The 19,623-nt window shown below is 68.7% G+C and carries 18 protein-coding genes; 11 read left to right on the forward strand and 7 right to left on the reverse strand.

From position 1 onward, the window contains the following. Window positions 1–6: 6 nt before the first annotated feature. From NU688_RS21610 to NU688_RS21620, 3 genes are all read right to left on the reverse strand, one after another. Window positions 7–1,320, reverse strand: coding sequence for a cytochrome-c peroxidase (locus NU688_RS21610; RefSeq protein ID WP_374684678.1), 1,314 nt, complete (start codon window positions 1,318–1,320; stop codon window positions 7–9). Between the two features lie 44 nt (window positions 1,321–1,364). Beyond that, window positions 1,365–2,906 carry a metallophosphoesterase gene (locus NU688_RS21615; RefSeq protein WP_374684679.1) on the reverse strand — a complete coding sequence of 514 codons (1,542 nt, stop codon included), beginning with the start codon at window positions 2,904–2,906 and terminating at the stop codon, window positions 1,365–1,367. A gap of 132 nt (window positions 2,907–3,038) precedes the next feature. Beyond that, entirely contained in the window at window positions 3,039–4,616 is a 1,578-nt protein-coding gene (locus NU688_RS21620) for a phospholipase D family protein (protein WP_257862858.1), read from the reverse strand. A gap of 69 nt (window positions 4,617–4,685) precedes the next feature. Here NU688_RS21620 and NU688_RS21625 point away from each other — a divergent pair, with 69 nt between their 5' ends. Continuing rightward, complete coding sequence (locus NU688_RS21625) at window positions 4,686–5,915, forward strand: nucleoside recognition domain-containing protein (protein ID WP_257862859.1); 1,230 nt, start codon at window positions 4,686–4,688, stop codon at window positions 5,913–5,915. Window positions 5,916–5,922: 7 nt separating this feature from the next. Here NU688_RS21625 and NU688_RS21630 read toward each other — a convergent pair whose 3' ends face one another. Further along, a complete protein-coding gene (locus NU688_RS21630) occupies window positions 5,923–7,905 on the reverse strand; it encodes an alkyl/aryl-sulfatase (RefSeq protein ID WP_257862860.1) in 1,983 nt (660 codons plus the stop codon). Between the two features lie 106 nt (window positions 7,906–8,011). On the opposite strand from NU688_RS21630, the gene NU688_RS21635 reads away from it, so the two are divergent. Genes NU688_RS21635 through NU688_RS21655 form a run of 5 tightly spaced genes read left to right on the forward strand, consistent with a single transcriptional unit; the run spans window position 8,012 to window position 11,901 of the window. Next, the gene (locus tag NU688_RS21635; protein WP_257862861.1) at window positions 8,012–8,932 is read left to right on the forward strand and encodes a LysR family transcriptional regulator; all 921 of its coding nucleotides are present in this window, start codon (window positions 8,012–8,014) and stop codon (window positions 8,930–8,932) included. Between the two features lie 41 nt (window positions 8,933–8,973). Continuing rightward, complete coding sequence (locus NU688_RS21640) at window positions 8,974–9,483, forward strand: flavin reductase family protein (protein WP_257862862.1); 510 nt, start codon at window positions 8,974–8,976, stop codon at window positions 9,481–9,483. Continuing rightward, complete coding sequence (locus tag NU688_RS21645) at window positions 9,483–9,992, forward strand: BON domain-containing protein (protein ID WP_257862863.1); 510 nt, start codon at window positions 9,483–9,485, stop codon at window positions 9,990–9,992. Before NU688_RS21640 ends, NU688_RS21645 begins: the two co-directional genes overlap by 1 nt. A gap of 49 nt (window positions 9,993–10,041) precedes the next feature. After that, on the forward strand, window positions 10,042–10,950 hold the full coding sequence (locus NU688_RS21650; RefSeq protein WP_257862864.1) for a DMT family transporter: 909 nt from the start codon (window positions 10,042–10,044) through the stop codon (window positions 10,948–10,950). An 18-nt stretch (window positions 10,951–10,968) separates the two neighbouring features. Then, entirely contained in the window at window positions 10,969–11,901 is a 933-nt protein-coding gene (locus NU688_RS21655; protein ID WP_257862865.1) for a glutaminase, read from the forward strand. Here NU688_RS21655 and NU688_RS21660 read toward each other — a convergent pair whose 3' ends face one another. Continuing rightward, window positions 11,902–12,897 (reverse strand): NAD-dependent epimerase/dehydratase family protein, encoded by a 996-nt coding sequence (locus NU688_RS21660; protein ID WP_257862866.1) that lies wholly within the window; start codon window positions 12,895–12,897, stop codon window positions 11,902–11,904. It abuts the gene before it with no gap. Window positions 12,898–12,992: 95 nt separating this feature from the next. Between NU688_RS21660 and NU688_RS21665 the strand changes: the two genes are divergently transcribed. The 3 genes from NU688_RS21665 to NU688_RS21675 all read left to right on the forward strand — a co-directional run bounded on the left by NU688_RS21665 (window position 12,993) and on the right by NU688_RS21675 (window position 15,659). Further along, on the forward strand, window positions 12,993–13,949 hold the full coding sequence (locus NU688_RS21665) for a LysR family transcriptional regulator (protein ID WP_257862867.1): 957 nt from the start codon (window positions 12,993–12,995) through the stop codon (window positions 13,947–13,949). Next, window positions 13,946–14,437: a hypothetical protein gene (locus NU688_RS21670; RefSeq protein ID WP_257862868.1), complete on the forward strand. Its 492-nt coding sequence runs from the start codon at window positions 13,946–13,948 to the stop codon at window positions 14,435–14,437. The genes NU688_RS21665 and NU688_RS21670 overlap by 4 nt, the downstream gene beginning before the upstream one ends. A 184-nt stretch (window positions 14,438–14,621) precedes the next feature. Then, window positions 14,622–15,659 carry an aliphatic amidase gene (locus NU688_RS21675; RefSeq protein WP_257862869.1) on the forward strand — a complete coding sequence of 346 codons (1,038 nt, stop codon included), beginning with the start codon at window positions 14,622–14,624 and terminating at the stop codon, window positions 15,657–15,659. On the opposite strand, the gene NU688_RS21680 is transcribed toward NU688_RS21675, so the two are convergent. Continuing rightward, window positions 15,650–16,540 (reverse strand): LysR family transcriptional regulator, encoded by an 891-nt coding sequence (locus NU688_RS21680; RefSeq protein WP_257862870.1) that lies wholly within the window; start codon window positions 16,538–16,540, stop codon window positions 15,650–15,652. The two genes, NU688_RS21675 and NU688_RS21680, sit on opposite strands and share 10 nt — an antisense overlap. A 90-nt stretch (window positions 16,541–16,630) precedes the next feature. Here NU688_RS21680 and NU688_RS21685 point away from each other — a divergent pair, with 90 nt between their 5' ends. Then, window positions 16,631–16,825, forward strand: coding sequence for a DUF1127 domain-containing protein (locus NU688_RS21685; protein ID WP_257862871.1), 195 nt, complete (start codon window positions 16,631–16,633; stop codon window positions 16,823–16,825). Window positions 16,826–16,893: 68 nt separating this feature from the next. Beyond that, window positions 16,894–18,585, forward strand: coding sequence for a hypothetical protein (locus tag NU688_RS21690; RefSeq protein WP_257862872.1), 1,692 nt, complete (start codon window positions 16,894–16,896; stop codon window positions 18,583–18,585). Here the strand turns inward: NU688_RS21690 and NU688_RS21695 are convergent, their stop codons facing one another. After that, window positions 18,586–19,620 carry a LacI family DNA-binding transcriptional regulator gene (locus NU688_RS21695; RefSeq protein ID WP_257862873.1) on the reverse strand — a complete coding sequence of 345 codons (1,035 nt, stop codon included), beginning with the start codon at window positions 19,618–19,620 and terminating at the stop codon, window positions 18,586–18,588. It lies immediately after the preceding gene. Window positions 19,621–19,623: the final 3 nt, after the last annotated feature.

Consider the following 19,623-nt stretch of genomic DNA (forward strand, 5'->3'; position numbering starts at 1 on the left):
GATCACTCAGGGCGATGACGTTGGCGACTGCTTCACTGCCGGCTTCGGCATCGCCGCCACATAGCGCGCATCGGTCAGGGTGCCGAGGAAGGCGCTGATCTCGTCGATCTCCTCGTCGGTCAGCGCCGGCGTCGTGCCGGGGCGCCGGTTCATCGGCGTGGAGTTGACGTTGATGTTGCCGCGGTGGGCCGCCGGCACGTCGTCGAAGGTCGGCTTGCCGTGGTACCACTTCGCCGGATCGGTCGAACGCGTGGCGTAGAACGCGACCGCCTCACGCAGCGTGGAGAACACACCGTTGTGCATGAAGCTCTGGCGCACCGCGACATTGCGCAGCCCCGGCGTGCGGAAGTAGCCGCACCACTGCCCGGGCTCCGGCCAGCGCAGTTGCGCGGCGGTGCGGCACAGGCCGTTGTCGAAGCGGCGCGGGTTGCGGTTGGCGGGCAACAGCGGGTTGCGCGGCACGGCGATCGCGTCGTAGCCGAAGTCGGTGAACAGCGAACGCTCGGGCCGGCTCGCTGTGTCTGACAAGGTGTGGCACGACATGCAATTGCCCTTGTCCGGGTTCTTGAAGAGCGCGAGGCCCCGCGTCTCCTGCGGGCCGAGCGGCGTGCGGTGGCGCAGGTACTCGTCGAAGCGCGAGCTGAAAGGCGCCATCTCGTCGCTTTGCAGGTACGCCTGCAGCGCCAGGCCGATGCCCTTCACCGCCTGCGCCGGATCGCGCAGCACCCGCGGCCCGAAGGCCAGCGACATCGCCGGCGCGAGGTCGGTGCCGCGGAGCTTCCGCAAGAGGCTTTGCGGCGACGGGTTGTTCATCTCGTCGGCGTCGAACAGCGGACCGCGCACCTGCTCGGCCAGCGTGTCGGCGCGCCCATCGGCGAAGAGGCCGCCGAAGGGCGAGGCGAAAGGCGCGTCGTCGTCCTGGTAGAAGTGCCGCCGCGGCACGTAGCGCACGTACAGCAGCGACGGCGCGGTGCGCGCGCTGAAGCGGCCCGCGCGGCTGCCCTGCGGCGTGCGCGGCCCGGCCAGCGAAGGCGCGTTCAGCGTCGAGGTGAAGGCGCGCAGCGGATCGTGGCAACTGGCGCACGAGGTGCCCTGCGGCTGCGACAGGCGCGTGTCGAAGAAGATGCGCTTGCCCAGCGCGGCCAGCGCCGGATCGGGCCTGAACGTGGCGGCGGTGGGGTCGATGCGCGCGGCGATCTTCGGCGTGGCGCCGATGCGGTCGATCACCACGCTCGGCGGGCCGCCGGGGTTGATGTCGGCCGTGCCGGAGGCGGCGCCCGCGCTGCCGCCCAGCCACCCGAGGCAGGCGGCCGCCAGCATGAGACCGCCGCCGAAGAGGCCTCGCCGACGCGCGGCGCTGCGCGTCACGGCGTGAGGAACCCCGTCTTGTCGCAAGCCAGCGTCCTGCCAGTCTGTGCGCAGGTGGCGAGCAGCTTGCCGGCCACCGTGTAGGCCTTGAAGGTCCAGCCCACGCCGGGCGCCGCCTTGCGTTCCATCAGCATGAAGCCGAAGCTGCTGTGGTGCGTGATGCGGTCGACCGTCACGCCCGGCGCGGGCGTGGTGCCGGGCGGCAGCGGATCGGGCAGCGCCACGTCGAGGTTGTCGCCGCCGTTGCCCGTCACCAGCGTGGCGGGGTGGTCGGTGGCGAAGTTCAGCGCCTGGAAGTCGTGCACGTGGCCATGCAGCGCGATGTGCACGCCGCTCGGGTAGTAGGCCTTGGCGTTCAGGCTGGTCATCACCGATTGCAGCGCCGGGTTGCCCGACGCGGGTGTCGAGCCCGCGATCGGCGCGAACGCCAGGATCGGATGGTGGTTGGTGAACATCGTGGTCGTGATGCCGGGCTTGGCGGCCAGCGTGGCGACAGTCTGGAACTGCTTCTGGTAAGCGATGAACTGCGGATCGTCCGTCTTCAGCGCCGCCTTGCCGGCCTTGGCCGAGTCGAACACGATGATCTGCGAGCCGGTGCCCAGCGCGACCGCATACGGCTCGGCGTAGTTGCCGCTGCTGTCGTTGGCCGGGTCGTTGCACGAGCGCTTGTCGGCATACGGGCGCGGATCGAGAAAGCGGGCCCAGCCCTGGCCGCCGCGCGCGCATTCCTCATGGTTGCCGCGCACCAGGATCCACGGTGCCTTGGCCAGCAGCGGCGCGGCGGGCTTGAAGAAATCGGCCTGCCAGGTGTCCCAGCCGTAGCCCCACGGGCTGTCCTTGCAGCCGGCGATGTCGGTGGGGCAGGCGTTCTCGCGGTAGTGGTAGTCGCCGATGTGCAGCACCAGGTCGGGGTCGAAGCCCGCGCCGGTCGCGGCGAGCGGCGCGAACGGCCACACGGTGGCGTCGTTGCACGGCTGGTAGGCGTTGTCTGCCTTCTTCATGCGGCAGCCGGTGTCGGCCAGCACCAGCACGCGCTTCGGTTCGGCCTTGGGCAGCGGCAGCGTGCGGCTGCCGATGGCGGCCTGCTTCGCGTCGGCGGGCAGCATGGTCTCGCAGGCCGAGACGGGAAAGTCGGAGGGTTTGGAATCCGCCGGGTCGCTGGCGGTGGTGCGCAGCGGCATCGTGCCGGCGCCGATGCGCAGGATCATGCGCACCGGATGGCCGTCCACCGTGATCTGTGGGCACACGGCGTTGGCGTCGGCCGTCGTGGCGGATTCGGTGGCCTTGTAGCTGGTGATGGCGCGCGCGATCGCCTGGTTGCCGTCGCCGATCTCGACCCAGGTGGCCTGCAGGTTGGCATCGGCGGTGGCGGCATCGGCCTGCGGCGCCGGCGCGGATGCCGGCGGCGGGGGAAGAATGATCGGCGCGCCGCCGCTGCTGCCGCCGTTGCAGCCCTGCTGCAGGGCGGCGGTACAAGCCAGTGCGACCAGCCACGGCAGGCCGGACAGGGCTCGCGACAAAGGGGCCATCGGGGGCATCGCGTGCATCTGGAATCCCTCTCTGATTGTTGTGGCGTGGGACGCCGCAATCTAGAGGGGCAATGTGCAAGCCGTATGACGCCATATGGCGCGGCCGCGGGGCACGCACGCGAAGGAGCGCGCGAAAAACGGCTACAGCAGCTCTTCGCCCACGATGGGCAGCAGCAGCCAGTTCTTGAAGCGCAGCCAGAGGAATTCGCCGGGCTCGTCTTCATGGACGATGTCGCCGCCGGCATCGTCGTATTCGAGCCACTGCACGCGCCGGCCGTTCGGGCCGAGGCGCAGCCGGTAGCCGAGGTTCACGCGCTCGCCCGACATGAGCAGGTTGTAGTCGCGCACCAGCTCCGGGCTGTCGATGACGAGGCCGACCTCGGTGTTGACCGCCGCCGAGCGGTGGTCGAGGTTCATCGAGCCGACGAAGAAGCGCTCGTTGTCGACGATCGCGAGCTTGGCGTGCAGCCGGCTGATCGACTTGCCGAAATCGCCGAAGCGGCCCGAGCGCCCGGTGAGCGTGGGCGCAATCTCGAAAATGGTCACGCCGATCTTCAGCATGTCGGCGCGGTAGCGCTCGTAGCCCGCATAGGCCAGCGGCTCGTCGGTCGCGCCCAGCGAGTTGGTCACGACCGTGATGCGTCCGCCCTTGGCGATGCAGGCGCGCATCTCCTCCATGCCCTTGGGCCCCGGAATGAAATACGGCGAGGCGATCGTGACTTCGCGGCGCGCCGCATTGATCACGCTCAGCGCGCCTTCGGTCACGCTGCCCAGGTAGGCATCGTCGGCCTTGCGCGTGATCTTCTCGGGGTCGTCGATGAACAGCGTGCCCAGCGCCCAGTAGCGGTCGATCTTGCCGGTGATGAGCTGCTCGCCGACGGGCGACTTGTCCAGCACGTCGCGCGGGCGGATCGGCACGTCGGGCACGGCCGTGCGCACGATCTCGTCGAAGCGGCGCTGCGCGGCCTCGGGCGTCGTGCGCAGCGGCGCGATGCGCTCGATCGGCCAGGCGTGCGAGCTGTTCCAGTAGCGGTCGAACCCCTCGGACATCTGCCGCACGACCGGGCCGCTGGAGATCACGTCCATGTCGATGAAGTTCGCGGCCGTGCTGCGCATGAAGTACTCGTTGCCGATGTTGCGTCCACCCGAGACCGCGAAGCTGTTGTCCGCGATCAGCATCTTGTTGTGCATGCGGTGGTTGATGCGGCCGAAATCGGTGAGGGAAAACAGGAGCCGCGTGGTCAGCGAGTTCGCGCGCGACGGCAGCGGATTGAAGAGCCGCACCTCCACGTTCGGAAAGGCCGAGAACGAACCGAACACCTCGTCCTCGCCGGCCGTGTAGAGGTCGTCCACAAGCAGGCGCACCCGCACGCCGCGCGCCGCGGCCTCGCGCAGCTCCTTCAGGAACAGAAGGCCCACGTCGTCCTTCTGGATCAGGTAGTACTGGACGTCGAGCGATTTCTCGGCGTGGCGCGCGAGCGAGATGCGCGCATCGAATGCGAACGCCGCCTCGGGCAGCAGCCGGAAGCCCGAGAGCGCGCTGGAGTCGCCCGGCACGTCCTTGGCCGCGAGCTGCCCGAGTTCGGTCTGCGCCACGTCGGTGAAGGCCATGACCGGCGCCCGCGGTTCCAGCGGCGGTAGGCTGACGCAACCGGTCAGCCAAGCGACCGCAAACACCCCCAGGAGGGCGGTGAAACTGCGGACGAGGGAGGCGCGCATGGGCCGAACTGTAGCGCGGGGCACGCATGCGCGTGCGCCCTATGATCGCGCCGACAAAAGGAAAAAAGCGTGCTCAACGGCTTGTGGCTGGGTTTCTTCGGGATGGCGGCGCTCGCGGCGCTGGTGCGGTGGCTCGTCGGCGGCGATCCGACCGTGTTCGCGGCGCTGGTCGAGAGCCTGTTCGCGATGGCGCGGCTCGCGGTCGAGGTGATGGTGCTGCTGTTCGGCACGCTCACGCTGTGGCTCGGGTTCCTGCGCATCGCCGAGGCGGCGGGGCTGGTCGGCTGGCTCGCGCGGCTGCTCGGCCCGCTGTTCCGGCGGCTCATGCCGGGCGTGCCCGCGGGGCATCCGGCGCTCGGGCTGATCACGATGAATTTCGCGGCCAATGCGCTGGGCCTCGACAACGCCGCCACGCCGATCGGCCTCAAGGCGATGCGCGAACTGCAGCGGCTGAACCCCGACCCGGTCACCGCCACCAACGCGCAGATTCTTTTCCTTGTACTTAATGCCTCGTCGCTGACGCTGCTGCCGGTCACCATCTTCATGTACCGCGCGCAGCAGGGCGCGCCCGATCCGACGATGGTGTTCCTGCCGATCCTCCTGGCCACGAGCGCATCGACGCTGGTCGGACTGCTCACGGTGGCCATCGCGCAGCGCCTGCGGCTGTGGGACCCGGTGGTGCTGGCCTACCTGATCCCGGGCGCGCTGGTGCTCGGCGGCTTCATGGCGTTGCTGGGCACGCTGTCGGCGGCGGCGATCGCCTCGCTCTCGTCGCTGATGGGCAACCTCGCGCTCTTCGGCGTGATCATCGTGTTCCTGGCGGCCGGCGCGATCCGGCGCATCAAGGTCTACGAATGCTTCATCGAAGGCGCGAAGGAAGGCTTCGACATCGCGAAGAACCTGCTGCCCTACCTCGTCGCCATGCTCTGCGCGGTCGGCGTGCTGCGGGCCTCGGGGGCGCTCGACTTCATCCTCGGCGGCCTGCGCTGGCTGGTGACCGCGGGCGGCTGGGATTCGCGCTTCGTCGACGCCATGCCCACCGCGCTGGTCAAGCCCTTCTCGGGCAGCGCGGCGCGCGCGATGCTGATCGAGACCATGAAGAGCCAGGGCGTCGACAGCTTCCCCGCACTGGTGGCGGCCACCATCCAGGGCAGCACCGAGACCACCTTCTATGTGCTGGCCGTCTACTTCGGCGCGGTCGGCATCCAGCGCACGCGGCACACGGTGTCGTGCGCGCTGCTGGCCGAGCTGGCGGGCGTGGTCGCGGCGATTGCGGTGTGCTACTGGTTCTTCGGCTAGGCCTGCTTCACTTCCGCGGTTCGACCACGGGGAACATCGGCTCGAAGGTATCGAGCATCGACATCAACTCCCCGAGCTTCGCGCGGTTGCCCTCGATCTTCACCTTGCCCGTCAGCACCGCCGCGGGAAAGCTCGTTTCCTTCAGCGTGATCGCATCGAGCGTGGCGCGGCTCAGCGTCACCGTGGCGTCGGCCCCGGGCTGCTGGCCGGCGATGTGGGTGAGCGCCGAGTTCTCCAGCGTCAGCACGAACTGCTGGTTCGAATCGGTGAAGTTCCAGTTGATGACCATCGTCTTGCCCTCGGCCTTGGCCGCGTCGAGCCGCACACCGAGGAAGTCGAAGAAGAGTTCGTTGCTCACCGCCTTGAGCGTGTCGGCGTTCGAACTGCTGCCGCCCGGGATCTTCGGCACGCCGCCCCGCAGTTCCATCGCCCCCACCAGGTAGGCGCTGCGCCAGGTGCCGGCCTCCGACTGGTAGCCGAGCTGCTCGAGCGCATCGGCGCCGAGTTCGCGCGCCGCGCGGTTCGTGGGATCGGCGTAGACGACCTGGCTCATCGCGCTCGCCACCCAGCGGTACTCGCCCTTCCGGAAATCGTCTCGCGCGCGTGCGACCACCGCGTCGGCGCCGCCCATGTACTGCACCGTCTTCTTCGCGTAGTCCACCGGCGGCAGCGGGTTCAGGTTGGCGGGGTTCGCGTCGTACCAGCCCAGGTACTTCTGGTAGACCGCCTTGGCGTTGTGCCGCAGCGTGCCGTAGTAGCCGCGCGTCGACCATTCCTGCTCCAGGCTCGCGGGCATGCGCAGCGTCTCGGCGATGTCGGCCGCGGTGTAGCCCTGGTTCAGCAGCCGCAGCGACTGGTCGTTGATGAACTTGTACATGTCGCGCTGCTTCTTCAGCAGGTCGGCGATGCGCCCCTGCCCCGTAGTCGGCCAGTGGTGCTGGGCGATCAGCACGTCGGTCTTGCCGGCAAAGGCCACGCGCGCCTGGTCGATGTACTTCGCCCACAGATTGCCGTCGCGCACCTCGGCGCCACGGATCGTGTAGAGGTTGTGCATGGTGTGCGTCACGTCCTCGGCCATGTTGAGCACGCGGAACTGTGGCAGGTACATGAGCATTTCCGACGGTGCCTCGGAGCCCGGCACCAGCTGGAACACGAACTGCACGCCGTCGATGGTGCGCTCCTCGGTCGCCTTGTCGACGGTCGAGGTCGGTGCGATCAGCGTGATGGTGCCGCGCGCGAGCGCCTTGCCCAGGCCGGTGTCGACCTGCCCGCGCGCGCCCGGCGGCAGCAGCGAGCCGAACTGGTACTGCGAGCGCCGGCTCATCGCGTTGCCCGCGAGGATGTTCTCGGCCACCGCGGTTTCCATGAAGCCCGACGGCGCGATCACTTGCACCTTGCCCGCGGCGACATCGGCTTCGTCGACCACGCCCTTCACGCCGCCGAAGTGGTCGGCATGGCCGTGCGTGTAGATCACCGTGCCGACCGGCTTCTTCGGGCGGTGCAGGTAGTACAGCGCCAGTGCGGCGCGCGCCGTCTCGGCGGTGAGCAGCGGGTCGATGACGATCAGCGAGGTGTCGCCTTCGACGATGGTCATGTTCGCGATATCGAAGCCGCGCACCTGGTAGACGCGGTCGGTCACCTGGAAGAGGCCGTGGATCGCATTGAGCTGCGCCTGCCGCCACAGGCTCGGGTTGACGGTGTCGGCGGGCTCGTTCGCCTTCAGGAACTCGTAGGGCTTCATGCTCCAGACCGGGCGCGGGCCGGTGCCGGGCACCAGCGCATCGGGCACCGTGCCGATGAGGCCGCGCATCGCGTCCTCGAAGTCCTGCCGGTTGGCGAAGGGCAGCGTCTTCGCCATGTCGGCGTTGGCTTTGAGCGTGGCGACCTCGGGCGGCTTGGGCGCGATCTGCGCGAAGGCTTGTGCGCTGCCGAACGTGCAGGCCAATGCGACCAGGGCCACGGAGAAGGAGAGGGAGGAGGAAGAGGTCATCGGTGTCTCTTTGTCTTTGGTGGGCAGGAACAACGCGCGATTTTCCGAACCACCCGAAGCATTGGCAAATGCAAAATGTGCTGGTCCTTTTTACGGGAAACGCAAAATGCAGCTGCGCCAGCTCCAGCACCTCGTCGCACTCGCCGAGCAAGGCAGCTTCGGCCGCGCCGCACAGGCCGTGCACCTGTCGCAGCCCGCGTTCTCGCGCAGCATCGACACGCTCGAAGACAACCTGCAGGCCCGCCTGGTCGACCGGGCCTACGGCACCGTGCGCTTCACGCAGGCCGGCGAACTGGTGCTCGCCCGCGCCCGCGAGCTCATCGCGGATGCGCAGCAGATCCAGCGCGACGTGCTGCAGCTCGAGGGCCTGGCCATCGGCAGCCTTGCCGTGGGGCTCGGCCCCTTCGCTGCCAGCACGCTCGGGCGCATGGCGCTGTCGCTGATGGCGCAGCGCCACCCGCAGTTGCTCATGCGCATGGAGGTGGCCGATACCGTCACGCTCAGCGAGCGCCTGCACCGGCGGCAGCTGGACCTGTTCATCGCCGACACCCGCGACCTGAAGAAACAACCCGGCCTGAAGCTCGCGCGCCTGCCCGACCTGCCGGTGTCGTTCTTCGTGCAGCCGAAGCACCCGCTGCGCCGGCTGAAGCAGGTGACGCTGGAGAAGGCCATGGCCTATCCCCTGGCCGGCCCGAACCTGCCGGCCGAAGTGGCGGCGTATTTCGAGCGCCATGTCCAGCGCGATGGCCGCGACGACCGCGGCGTGTTCAACGTCACCTGCGACGACGCAGGCACCCTGCGCCACCTTGCCCTCACCGCCAACGCGGTGATCCTCGCCCCGCATGCACCCGCCCTGAACACCGACACCGACGCCCTCGTGCCCCTGCCGATCGCCGGCTTCGCGGGCATGCAGACGCACTACAGCCTGGTGACACTCGCGGGTCGCACGCCCTCGGCCGCCGCAGCCGTCTATACCCGCCTCGTGACAGAGTTGATGGCGCCGCTCAAGCGGCCTGCCGGTCGCTGAGCCAAAATGGTCGTCCTGCCGACCACCGCCCAGCCTCTTTCGTGACCACTCCCCGCCGGGCCCAGCCGCCCACCTTTTCGACCGACGAGTTCCGGGATGCGCTCGGCATGTTTGCCACGGGCGTGACCATCGTCACCGCATGCGCAGCCGATGGCACGCTGGTCGGCCTCACGGCCAATTCCTTCAATTCGGTGTCGCTCGCGCCGCCGCTGGTGCTGTGGAGCCTGGCCCGCGCGGCGGGCTCGATGCCCGCGCTGAGCACCGGCTCGCACTACGCCATCAACATCCTGGCCGCGAACCAGAAGCCGCTGGCCGAGCGCTTCGCCACCAAGAACATCGACCGCTGGGCCGACGTGGAATTCACCCGGGGCATCGGCGGCGCGCCGGTGCTGGTCGGCGCGGCAGCGAGCTTCGAGTGCTTCAACCGCAGCCGCTACGACGAGGGCGACCACGTGATCTTCGTCGGCGAGGTCGAGCGCTGCACCCACAACGCAGGCGCCTCGCCGCTCCTGTTCCACGGCGGGCGTTTCTACACGGAACATCCCTTGTGATGCGCGCCGCTGCGCTCATGCCCGTCCTGCTGCTGGCCGCGCAGACCGCGATGGCGCAGCAGCAAACGCCGGACGCAGCGGGAGCGCTCAAGCAGAACTGGTTCGACGACCCGTTCTTCCAGGTGTCCACGGGCCTTGCAGCCTGCGCCACGCCCGAAGGCCCTTTCTATACCGCCGAAGAGCGGCGCATCCAGATCCACTCGCGCCTGGAGCGCGGCACCAGCTGCTGGCTCGCCGGCAAGTGCACCGACAGCAACGCCTACCGCTACGACAAGCCCCTCGCGCCCAAGGTGCGCGCCGCCCTGCTGGCCGTGCCGGGCGTGCGCAGCGGCAGCGTGTGGGTGACGGTCCAGCGTCGCTGGGTCTACCTGCAGGGCTGCGTGCCGACGCCCGCACTGGCCAAGCGGCTCGAACGCGCCGCGCGCGCGGTGCCCGATGTGGAGGCCGTGGTGCCCGACCTGATGATCGGCACGCGGGGCAAGCCGCCCTATCCGGTGGCCAGCCGATGAACGAATGACGCGAACGACGCAAACAACGACAACAACGACAACGAGACGAATGATCCAGCGCAAGACCCACCTCGACTCCCTCGCCATCGGCCTTCTCATCGCGTGCTGCGCGTTCTGGGGGCTGCAGCAGATCCTCATCAAGACCACCGTGGCCGAGGTGCCGCCGCTCTGGCAGGCCTCGATCCGCATGGTGGGCACCGTCGTGCTGCTGTGGCTGTGGTGCGTGTGGCGCCGCGTGCCGCTGTTCGACCGCGACGGCACGCTGTGGCCCGGCCTGCTCGCGGGCCTGCTGTTCGCGGGCGAGTTCGCCTGCATCTACCTCGGCCTGCAGCACACCAGCGCCTCGCGGCTCACGGTGTTCCTGTACACCGCGCCGTTCTGGGTTTCGCTGCTGCTGCCGCGCTGGGTGCCGGCGGAGCGCCTGCGCGGCTTTCAATGGTTGGGGCTCTTCATCGCGTTCTCGGGCGTGGTGCTCGCGTTCAGCGAAGGCTTCAGCCACATGAGCTCGTCGCAGCTGATCGGCGATGCGATGGGTCTCGCGGCCGGCATGCTCTGGGGCCTGACCACGCTGACGCTGCGCACCACCAAGCTCGCCACCGCGAGCGCCGAGAAGACGCTGTTCTATCAAGTGGCGGTGACCGCGACCGTGTCTCCCGTGCTGTCGCTCGCGCTCGGCGAGACCTGGAGTTTTTCGTACTCGACCTGGGCCTGGACCTCGATCGGGCTGCAGACGGTGATCGGCGCGTTCGCGAGCTACCTCACCTGGATGTGGCTGCTGCGGCATTACCCGGCGACGCAGATGTCTTCCTTCACCTTTCTCACGCCGCTGTTCGCGCTGATCTTCGGCGTGGTGCTGCTGAGCGAGCCGCTGACGCTGCAGCTGATGGTGGCGCTCGTGGGCGTCGGCCTCGGCATCGTGCTGGTGAACCGGCGTCCCGCGGTGCAACGCACCGCATGAGATGAAACGAGTGCGGCCATGATGAACTTCCAGCACGTCCTCGACGACATCGTTGCCACCCTGCGCCCGAAGCTCGGCCAGGAGGGCACCGTGGCCAGCTACATCCCCGCGCTCGCGCGCGTCGATGCGCGGCAGTTCGGCATTGCGCTGCGCACCTGCGATGGCGAAGAAGCCTTCGCGGGCGATGGCGAAGTGCCGTTCTCGATCCAGAGCGTCTCCAAGCTCTTCACGCTGACGCTCGCGATGCAGCGCATGGGCGATACGCTCTGGGAGCGCATCGGGCGCGAGCCCTCGGGCAATCCGTTCAATTCGCTCGTGCAGCTGGAGAACGAACAAGGCAAGCCGCGCAACCCCTTCATCAATGCGGGCGCGATCGCGGTGGCCGACCGGCTGGTGAGCCAGGCGGCCGCCAATGGCGGCAGCGCAAAGGCCGACATCCTCTCGCTGATGAGCGGTTTGTGCGGAGAGCCGATTGCGTTCGACGAGGAAGTGGCGAAGTCCGAGGCCGACACGGGCTTTCGCAACGTGGCGCTCGCGAACTTCATGAAGAGCTTCGGCAAGATCGACAACGACGTCGGCACGGTGCTCGACACCTACTTCCACCAGTGCTCGCTGCGCATGAGCTGCCGCCAGCTCGCCCGTGCCGCAGCGTTCCTCTGCCGCGATGGCGCGCATCCGATCGATGGCGAGCCCGAGATCACCGGCGAGCGGCAGACGCGGCGCATCAACGCGCTGATGCTGACCTGCGGCACCTACGACGCGGCGGGCGACGTGGCATTCTCCATCGGGCTGCCGTGCAAGAGCGGCGTGGGCGGCGGCATCGTGGCGGTCGTTCCCGACAAGCTCACGCTCAGCGTCTGGTCGCCGGCGCTGGACGCCACGGGCAACTCGCTGCTGGGCATGAAGGCGCTGGAGCTGTTCGTGACGCGCACGGGGCTCTCGGTCTTTTGATCAGGCGGCTGCGGGCGCCAACGCGGTGCCCAGGCAGCCCATGCCTTCCAACGACGCCTCGACCGCTTCTTCCAGCGGCGTGTGCGGCTCGTGCCCGAGGACGGCCACCAGCTTCGCGTTGTCCATCAGCACCGGCGTCTGCCACAGGTAGCGCATCTCGCGCATTTCGCGCAAGGTGGTGACGAAGGGTGAGGCCAGCGTCAGCAGCCACCACGGAAAGGCGGTCACGCGCGGTGTCGCGCCCGTGCGGCGCGCCACCACGTTGCGGATGGCATTGCTCATTTGCGTGCCGTCGCTGTCGCGATGTCCGGCCATGTGGAAGCGCGCAAAAGGTTCGAGCCTGTCGCGCCGCGCCAGCAACGCGACCATGGTGCGGGCGACGTCCGGCAGGTAGGACCACTGGTGCGCCGTGCGCGCACTGCCTGGATAGCTCACGGCCTTGACCGGCAGGCCCGCCTTCACCAGCCCCTGCGAGAACCAGTTGTTGCCGGCCTTCGGACCGAAGAAGTCGCCGGCACGCACGATCAGCACACGGGCGCCGTTGCGGCTGGCGGCTTCGAGACGCCGTTCCAGCTCGACCCGGATGGCGCCCTTGCGAGTCACCGGGCGCTGCGGTGCGTCTTCGGCCATCGGTTGGGAGAAGGCGTCGGGACCGTAGTTGTAGACCGTGCCGGGCAGCACGATGGTCGCACCTTCGGCCTTTGCGGCAGCGATGGTGTTGTCCAGCATCGGCAGCACCAGCTGCGCCCAATTACGGTAGCCGGGCGGGTTGACCGCATGCACGATGACCGAACAACCCTTCGCGGCTTCCATGACGGCCTGCCGGTCCATCGCGTCGCCGCGGAGCCAGGTGATGCCGTCTTCTCGCGTCATCGGCTGCGCCATGCCGCGCTTGAGCGCCCGCACCGTCCACGCCGCCTGGCGCAGTTGTTTCGCCACCTCGCCGCCGACGCCGCCCGTCGCGCCGAGAACCAGAACCGTGTTGTCGTGTGCCATGAAATGCTCCAGAAACGTTGTCGATGGCTGAATTCTGGGTCGATGCCTGTTCCATTGGAATTGCCGAACATGAGCCAGCAGCTATACATTTGCGTATGACTTCGAACATCGGCTGGGAGCTGTATCGCTCGTTCCTCGGCGTCCTGCGGGAAGGCTCTCTCTCCGGCGCGGCGCGTGCGCTGGGCATCACACAGCCGACGGTCGGCCGCCATGTCGCCACGCTCGAAACGGCACTCGGCGTGGTGCTGTTCACGCGCTCGCAGGTAGGGCTGATGCCCACCGAGGTGGCGCTCGCATTGCAGGGCCACGCCGAGGCGATGGAGAGCACCGCGGCCTCACTGGAGCGCGCGGCCACGAGCCAGGGCGAAGGCGAAGGAGGAAAGATCCGGGGCGTCGTGCGCATCTCCGCCAGCGAGGTGATCGGCGTCGAGGTGCTGCCGCCCATCGTCGCGCGGCTGCGCGAGGTGCACCCGGCCCTGAAGGTCGAGCTGGTGCTGACCAACCGCGTGCAGGACCTGCTGCGGCGCGAAGCCGACATCGCCGTGCGCATGGTGCGCCCGAAGCAGGAACAACTGGTCGCGCGCCGCGTCGGGCAGATCGAGCTGGGCTTTCACGCGCGCAAGGACTACCTGGCCCGCCACGGCACGCCGCGCAAGCTGGAAGACCTTGCGGCACACGCCGTCATCGGCTACGACCAGCCTTCGGCGTTCGTGCGCCACGCGGGCAAGGCGCTCCCGGGCTATGGCCGCGATGCTTTCTCGCTGCGCACCGACAGCGACCTCGCGCAACTGGCGCTGATTCGCGCCGGCGCGGGCATCGGCATCTGTCAGGCCGGCCTCGCCCGGCGCGACACCGCGCTGGTGCGCCTGATGCCGCGCGCTTTCTCGATGAAGCTGGAGACCTGGATCACGATGCATGAAGACTTGCGCAACAGCCCGCGCTGCCGCGTCGCCTTCGATGCGCTGGTCGATGGACTGCAGGCCTACATCGATCCGCCCGTACAAGGGACAAAGGGGAAAATAGGCCGCGCACGAACACAAGCCTCCGAATGACCGAACCGACCGACACAGACAACCTCCCCCTCCAGGAACCTCGCCTCTGGCGTGACGACCTCTGGACCGCCCGCGTGATCAAGAACGAGGAAGACGACGGCTGGGCCGTCGAGATGACCCGCCACGGCGACCCCGAGCCCGCCCTGGTCGGCCCCTGGACCATGGGCCGCGACAAGAAGAACCCGAAACCGCTCGATGGCCCCGCCTTCTCCACGCTGGTGAAGACCGCCGCCGAAGTGATCCGCCGCCACGAGCAGCAGCTGCACGCCACGCTCAACAAGAGCGTGACCGTGACGGCGCGCGACGGGCGGCGCATTCGCGTGGCGCTGGCCATCGTGCCCGACGAGGACAACCCCTCGGCCACGCTGAGCGCACACGACGACGAAGACGACAGCGAGCTGGCGAGCGTGAATGTCTCGCCGGCCTTCAAGCTCACCTCGGGCAGCGCCACCAGCTGGATCGAAGCCGACTTCGCCCGCCCGCGCTGAGCGCCCGCCCGCCGCAGCCCGCAATCAGCGAAATGACGTATGGGCAGCCCGCGGTGAGTTGAGAACAATCGGCTCCGACGACGCGAAATCGTTGCCAGACAAGACAAGCAGGCCCGAACCGGTTGAACACCGGCCGGGCCTTTTTGTTTTCTCAACCATCCATCAGGATTTCAGGAGCAGCGTCATGCGACATGGTGATATTTCGAGCAGCAGCGATTGCGTGGGCGTCGCGGTCGTCAACTACAAGATGCCCCGCCTTCACACCAAGGCCGAGGTGCTGGACAACGCCCGCAAGATCGGCGAGATGCTGGTCGGCATGAAGCGCGGCCTGCCGGGCATGGACCTGGTGATCTTTCCCGAGTACTCCACGCACGGGATCATGTACGACGCCAAGGAGATGTACGACACCGCCGCCACGGTGCCCGGCGAGGAGACCGCGATCTTCGCGGACGCCTGCCGCCGCGCCAACGTGTGGGGCGTGTTCTCGCTCACCGGCGAGCGCCACGAGCAGCACCCGGACAAGGCGCCCTACAACACGCTGATCCTCATGAACAACGAGGGCGAGATCGTCCAGAAGTACCGCAAGATCATGCCGTGGGTGCCCATCGAGGGCTGGTATCCGGGCGACCGCACCTACGTGAGCGACGGCCCCAAGGGCATGAAGATCAGCCTGATCGTCTGCGACGACGGCAACTACCCCGAGATCTGGCGCGACTGCACGATGCGCGGCGCCGAACTCGTCATCCGCTGCCAGGGCTACATGTACCCGGCCAAGGAGCAGCAGATCCTGGTGTCCAAGGCGATGGCCTTCATGAACAACACCTACGTGGCGGTGGCCAATGCGGCGGGCTTCGACGGCGTGTACTCGTACTTCGGCCACTCCGCAATCATCGGCTTCGACGGACGCACGCTGGGCGAATGCGGCGAGGAGGAGATGGGCATCAACTACGCCGAACTCTCGATGGGCCTGATCCGCGATGCGCGCAAGAATGGCCAGTCGCAGAACCACCTCTTCAAGCTCATGCACCGCGGCTACACCGGCGTCATCAATTCGGGCGATGGCGACAAGGGCGTGGCGGCCTGCCCCTTCGACTTCTACACGCAGTGGATCAATGACCCCGAAGGCGCGCGCGAAAAAGTGGAGTCGTTCACGCGCCGCACGATCGGCACGGCCGAGTGTCCGATCGAGGGACTTCCGAATGAAGCTGGCAATCAGAGCTGACGGAACGTCGTCAGCACCTTCAGCACGCTCTGCGTCGCACCGTCGAGCACGCTTCGCTGGCGGTGCGCAATGCCCAGGCGGCGCGTGAGCTTCGGCGTGATCGGCAGCACCTGCATGCGCTCGTTGAGCGCCGCATCGGTGGTCTGCTGCAACGGCAGCAGTGCCGCGCCATAGCCGGCCGCCACGAGGCTGCGGATCGCGGCGTCGTAGTTGAGTTCGATGCGCGCACGCGGCGCGAAGCCGGCCTCGGCGAACCACTCCATCGTGAGCCGGTACATGTGGGTGGTGGCGTCGTTGAAGATCAGCGGCTGCGCCGCGAGCCACGCCGGCGTCACACGCTTCGGGGCCTTCCAGCGCTGCGGCACGAAAGCCATCATGGCCTGGTCGCGCCACGGGGTGACGACCAGGTCGCGCAGCGGCGGCTGTGGCATCGCGACCAGCCCGATGTCCAGCGTGCCCGCGGTCAGCCGCGCCATCGCCTCGGACGAGCCGAGGATGCTCACTTCCACGTCGATGCCCCCATGCATCGTGCCCAATGCTTCGAGCACCTGCGGCAACAGGTCGACCACCACGCCGGTGGAAGTGCCGAGCCGCACGCGGCCCGTGCGGCCCTCGGTCTGGCGCTTGACGGCGTCGATGGCCTCGTCGGTATCGCGCAGCAGCTTGCGCCCGCGCTCCACCAGCGCCGCACCGGCGGCCGTGGGCGTGACGTTGCGGCTGCCGCGCACCACCAGCTGCGCACCGAGGCGCGATTCGAGTTCGCTGATGTGCAGGCTCACCGTGGGCTGCGCCAGGTGCAGCGCCTTGGCGGCTGCGGAGAACGTGCCCAGGTCCGCGATGGCGATGAGCGTTCGCAGTTGGTCGAGGTTGAGCTGTCGCATCAGGAATGCTGATTGTGTGGTTCAGGAATCTCAACTTCCACAATAGCACGCAGCGACTGAAGATGAGTGCTCCCCACCAAGGAGCCCACCGTGACAGCGCCGAAGCCCTCGACCTTTCATCAACGCCTGATGCATGCCCTGCACGACTGGCGCCGCCGCGCCGCACAGCGCCGCCGCAGCCGTGCCGACTCGCACCACCTGGCCGGCATGAGCGACCACGAGCTGCGCGACCTGGGCATCGGCCGCAGCGAAGTGCCCGAGCTGATCGACCGCCACCGGTACTGAGGAAAGAAGCGAAGGAAGCGGCGTTGGCCTTCAGCCTTCGCCCCGGAATTTGAGGTTCAATCCGGGGCGTGCCCCAACTCAAGACACCCGCCCCGCTCTCCATCGAACTCACCTCGCCGCAGTCGGTCAACGGCAAGCGCGCGGCCTTCCAGTCGCTCTGGCTGCTGGTGCGCATGCAGCACGCGCACGATGCCGAAGGCGGCCTCGTGCGACTGGCCGACCTGCGCGGCGAAGTCTCCGATGCAAGCACGCTGCGCATGGTCGTGAGCCGCGCCTTCCGCGACTTCAAGGCGTGGAGCATCGAAGTCGGCTGGGGCGAAGACACGCGGCGCGAGCCGCGCTTCCTCAATGCCGAGCGGCGCAGCCAGGGGCCGTTCTGGCTGCCGGCCGCCGAAGCGAAGCGCATGCGCGTGCTGGTGGATGGCCGTGCGGCCACCGCTGCGGAGGTGGCCTCCTTTCTCGGCTTGCGCTCGCGCAAGCGCCGCGCGTCGGAACCCGGCTCGCCGCCGCCCGACGCGGTGCACCTGCAGGACGCCGCGTTCTGGAAACAGCTGGTCGCGTCGCAGCAGGCGGCGCGGCAGGGCCGGCTCATGACGCCGGTGGCACCCATGGCGGACAGCAGCGCGACCGGGTTGCCGGCCAGCGCGCTGGAGTCGATCCGCCTGGCCGGCACGCTGGCCGCCACCGATTTCCAGCGCGCGCTGGTCACGCTCAACGAGGCGATGCTGTGGCGCCGGCTCGGCGACAACGAGCAGGCGCGCCGGCGGCTGCAGGCGCTCAAGAAGCAGCGCCTGGCTCACCATGTGGCGGGCAACGACTACCTGGGCGCGATGGAGTGCATCGTCTCGGCGTGGTGCGCCTACACCGCGCGCGACCTGCCGCTCGCGCAGTCGCTCTTGAGCGGCATGGCCGAGGACGCGGCGCGCGGGCTGGTGCTGCGGCATCACCCCGACGTGCGCTTCGAGTGGTGCAACCTCTGGGCGCTGGTGTGCCGCTCGCGCGCGCTCGGTCTCTCGGCCGACGACAAACCGACCGCCGCCGCGCTCGCCGAAGAGTCGCTGCAGCGCTTCGGCGAGGCGCTGGCCGCGGCCTTCGAATCGCATTCGTTCGACGCGGCGCAGCACGTGGCCGCCAACATGGGCATGGCCGCGTGGCTGTTCGATCGCGTCGGGCTGTCCGACCTTCCGGCGCTCGCGCACGACGGCCAGGCCGACACCACGCGCCGCGCGGTGCAGTGGATCGCCTTCAGCGAATGGCTCTGCGGCCACGCGGACGGGCAAGGGCGCTCGGCCTGGAACGCGATCTACCTGATGCGCATCGCGCGCGGCCATTGCCGGCCCGAGCAGCAACCCACGCTCGCGCAGTTCCGCGCGCAGAAGCCGCTGGACCCGGCGGCGATCTCGAAGCTCGCAGGGCCGCTGGCCGATGCCTTCGACGTCACGCACTGGCCAGCGCGCTGGGTCGATGTGGCGCAGGCGCGGCTGGCTGATCACCAGGCCGGGCGGCGGCGCTACCCCGGTCTTCAGCACTGCAGCCTCCTGTTCGAGCACGCCTGGTATGCGGCGCATGCGGGCGAGCTGCAGGCGGCCGAGCAGTCGCTGGGCGTGCTGCGCGAGGCGCTGCCGCAACTGGTGCCGAGCGACCGTGCGTACTTCACCGAATCGTGGAACGACACCTTGCCGGCCGAGCTGGTGCTCGAAGCGAAACCGCCGCGGCGGCCGGCGGCGGCACGCAAGAAGACCGTGCGCCGCGCCGGCTGATCAGCGCGCCGCGGGTGCGCCCGTCGACTTGCGCACGACAAGCTCCGGCCGCAGCACCACGGTCGAGGCCGACATCGCATGCCCGTCGATCTCCTCGAACAGCATCTCCGCCGCGCGCCAGCCCAGTTCACGGTGCGGCAGGCGGATGGTGGTGAGCGGCGGGTCGACCATGTCAACCAGCGGCATGTCGTTGTGGCCGGTGATGGAGATGTCCTTCGGCACGCGCAGGCCGGCCTGGCGCAGCGCGTCGTAGGCGCCGAGTGCCACGAGGTCGTTGCAGCACACCACCGCCTGCGGGGCTGCGCCGGCGTCGAGCAGTTGCTGCATCGCGATTGCTCCCGCCTCGCGGCTGTAGCTCGCGCACTCGACCACGCGCAACGGCTTCATGCGGTGGTCGCGCAGCGCCTGCTCCACACCGAGGCGCCGGCCCACGCCCGTGGGGATGTGCTGCGGCCCCGCGAGGTGCGCGATGCGCTTGTGGCCCAGGCCCACGAGGTGATCGACCGCGAGCTTCATCGCGAGCCGGTCGTCGCTCACCACGGCGGGCAGGCGTCCCGTTTCGTCGGCGCGGTTGACCAGCACTGCCGTCATGCCGGCCTTGGTGACGAAATCGACCAGCGGGTCGTCGCGCGTGGCGGTGGCGAGGATCACGCCGTCCACCCGTTGCGCCAGCATGCGTTCGAGCACGGGCCGCGCGAGCGCAGGGTCGACCACGTTGGTGACGAAGACGAAGTAGCCGCGCGCCGCCGCGCTGGCCTCGATGCCTTGCAGGATCGGCGGGAATACCGCGTTCGTGATGTCGGGCACCAGCACGCCGATGGTGTGGGTGCGCCCGGTGCGCAGCGCCGAGGCCGCGCGGTTGGGCCGGTAGCCCAGGCGCTGCGCCGCTTCTTCCACCACGCGCAGCACCTCGTCGCTGATCAATGAGCGCTTCTCGGGGCTGAGCGCGCGCGACACGGTCGACACATGCACGCCGGCGGCGCGGGCGACGTCGCGGATGGTCACAGGGGAAGAAGCAGTCGGGCTGGTGCTCATGGA

The organism is Variovorax sp. ZS18.2.2 (genome assembly GCF_024701975.1).
Lineage (GTDB): Bacteria > Pseudomonadota > Gammaproteobacteria > Burkholderiales > Burkholderiaceae_C > Variovorax.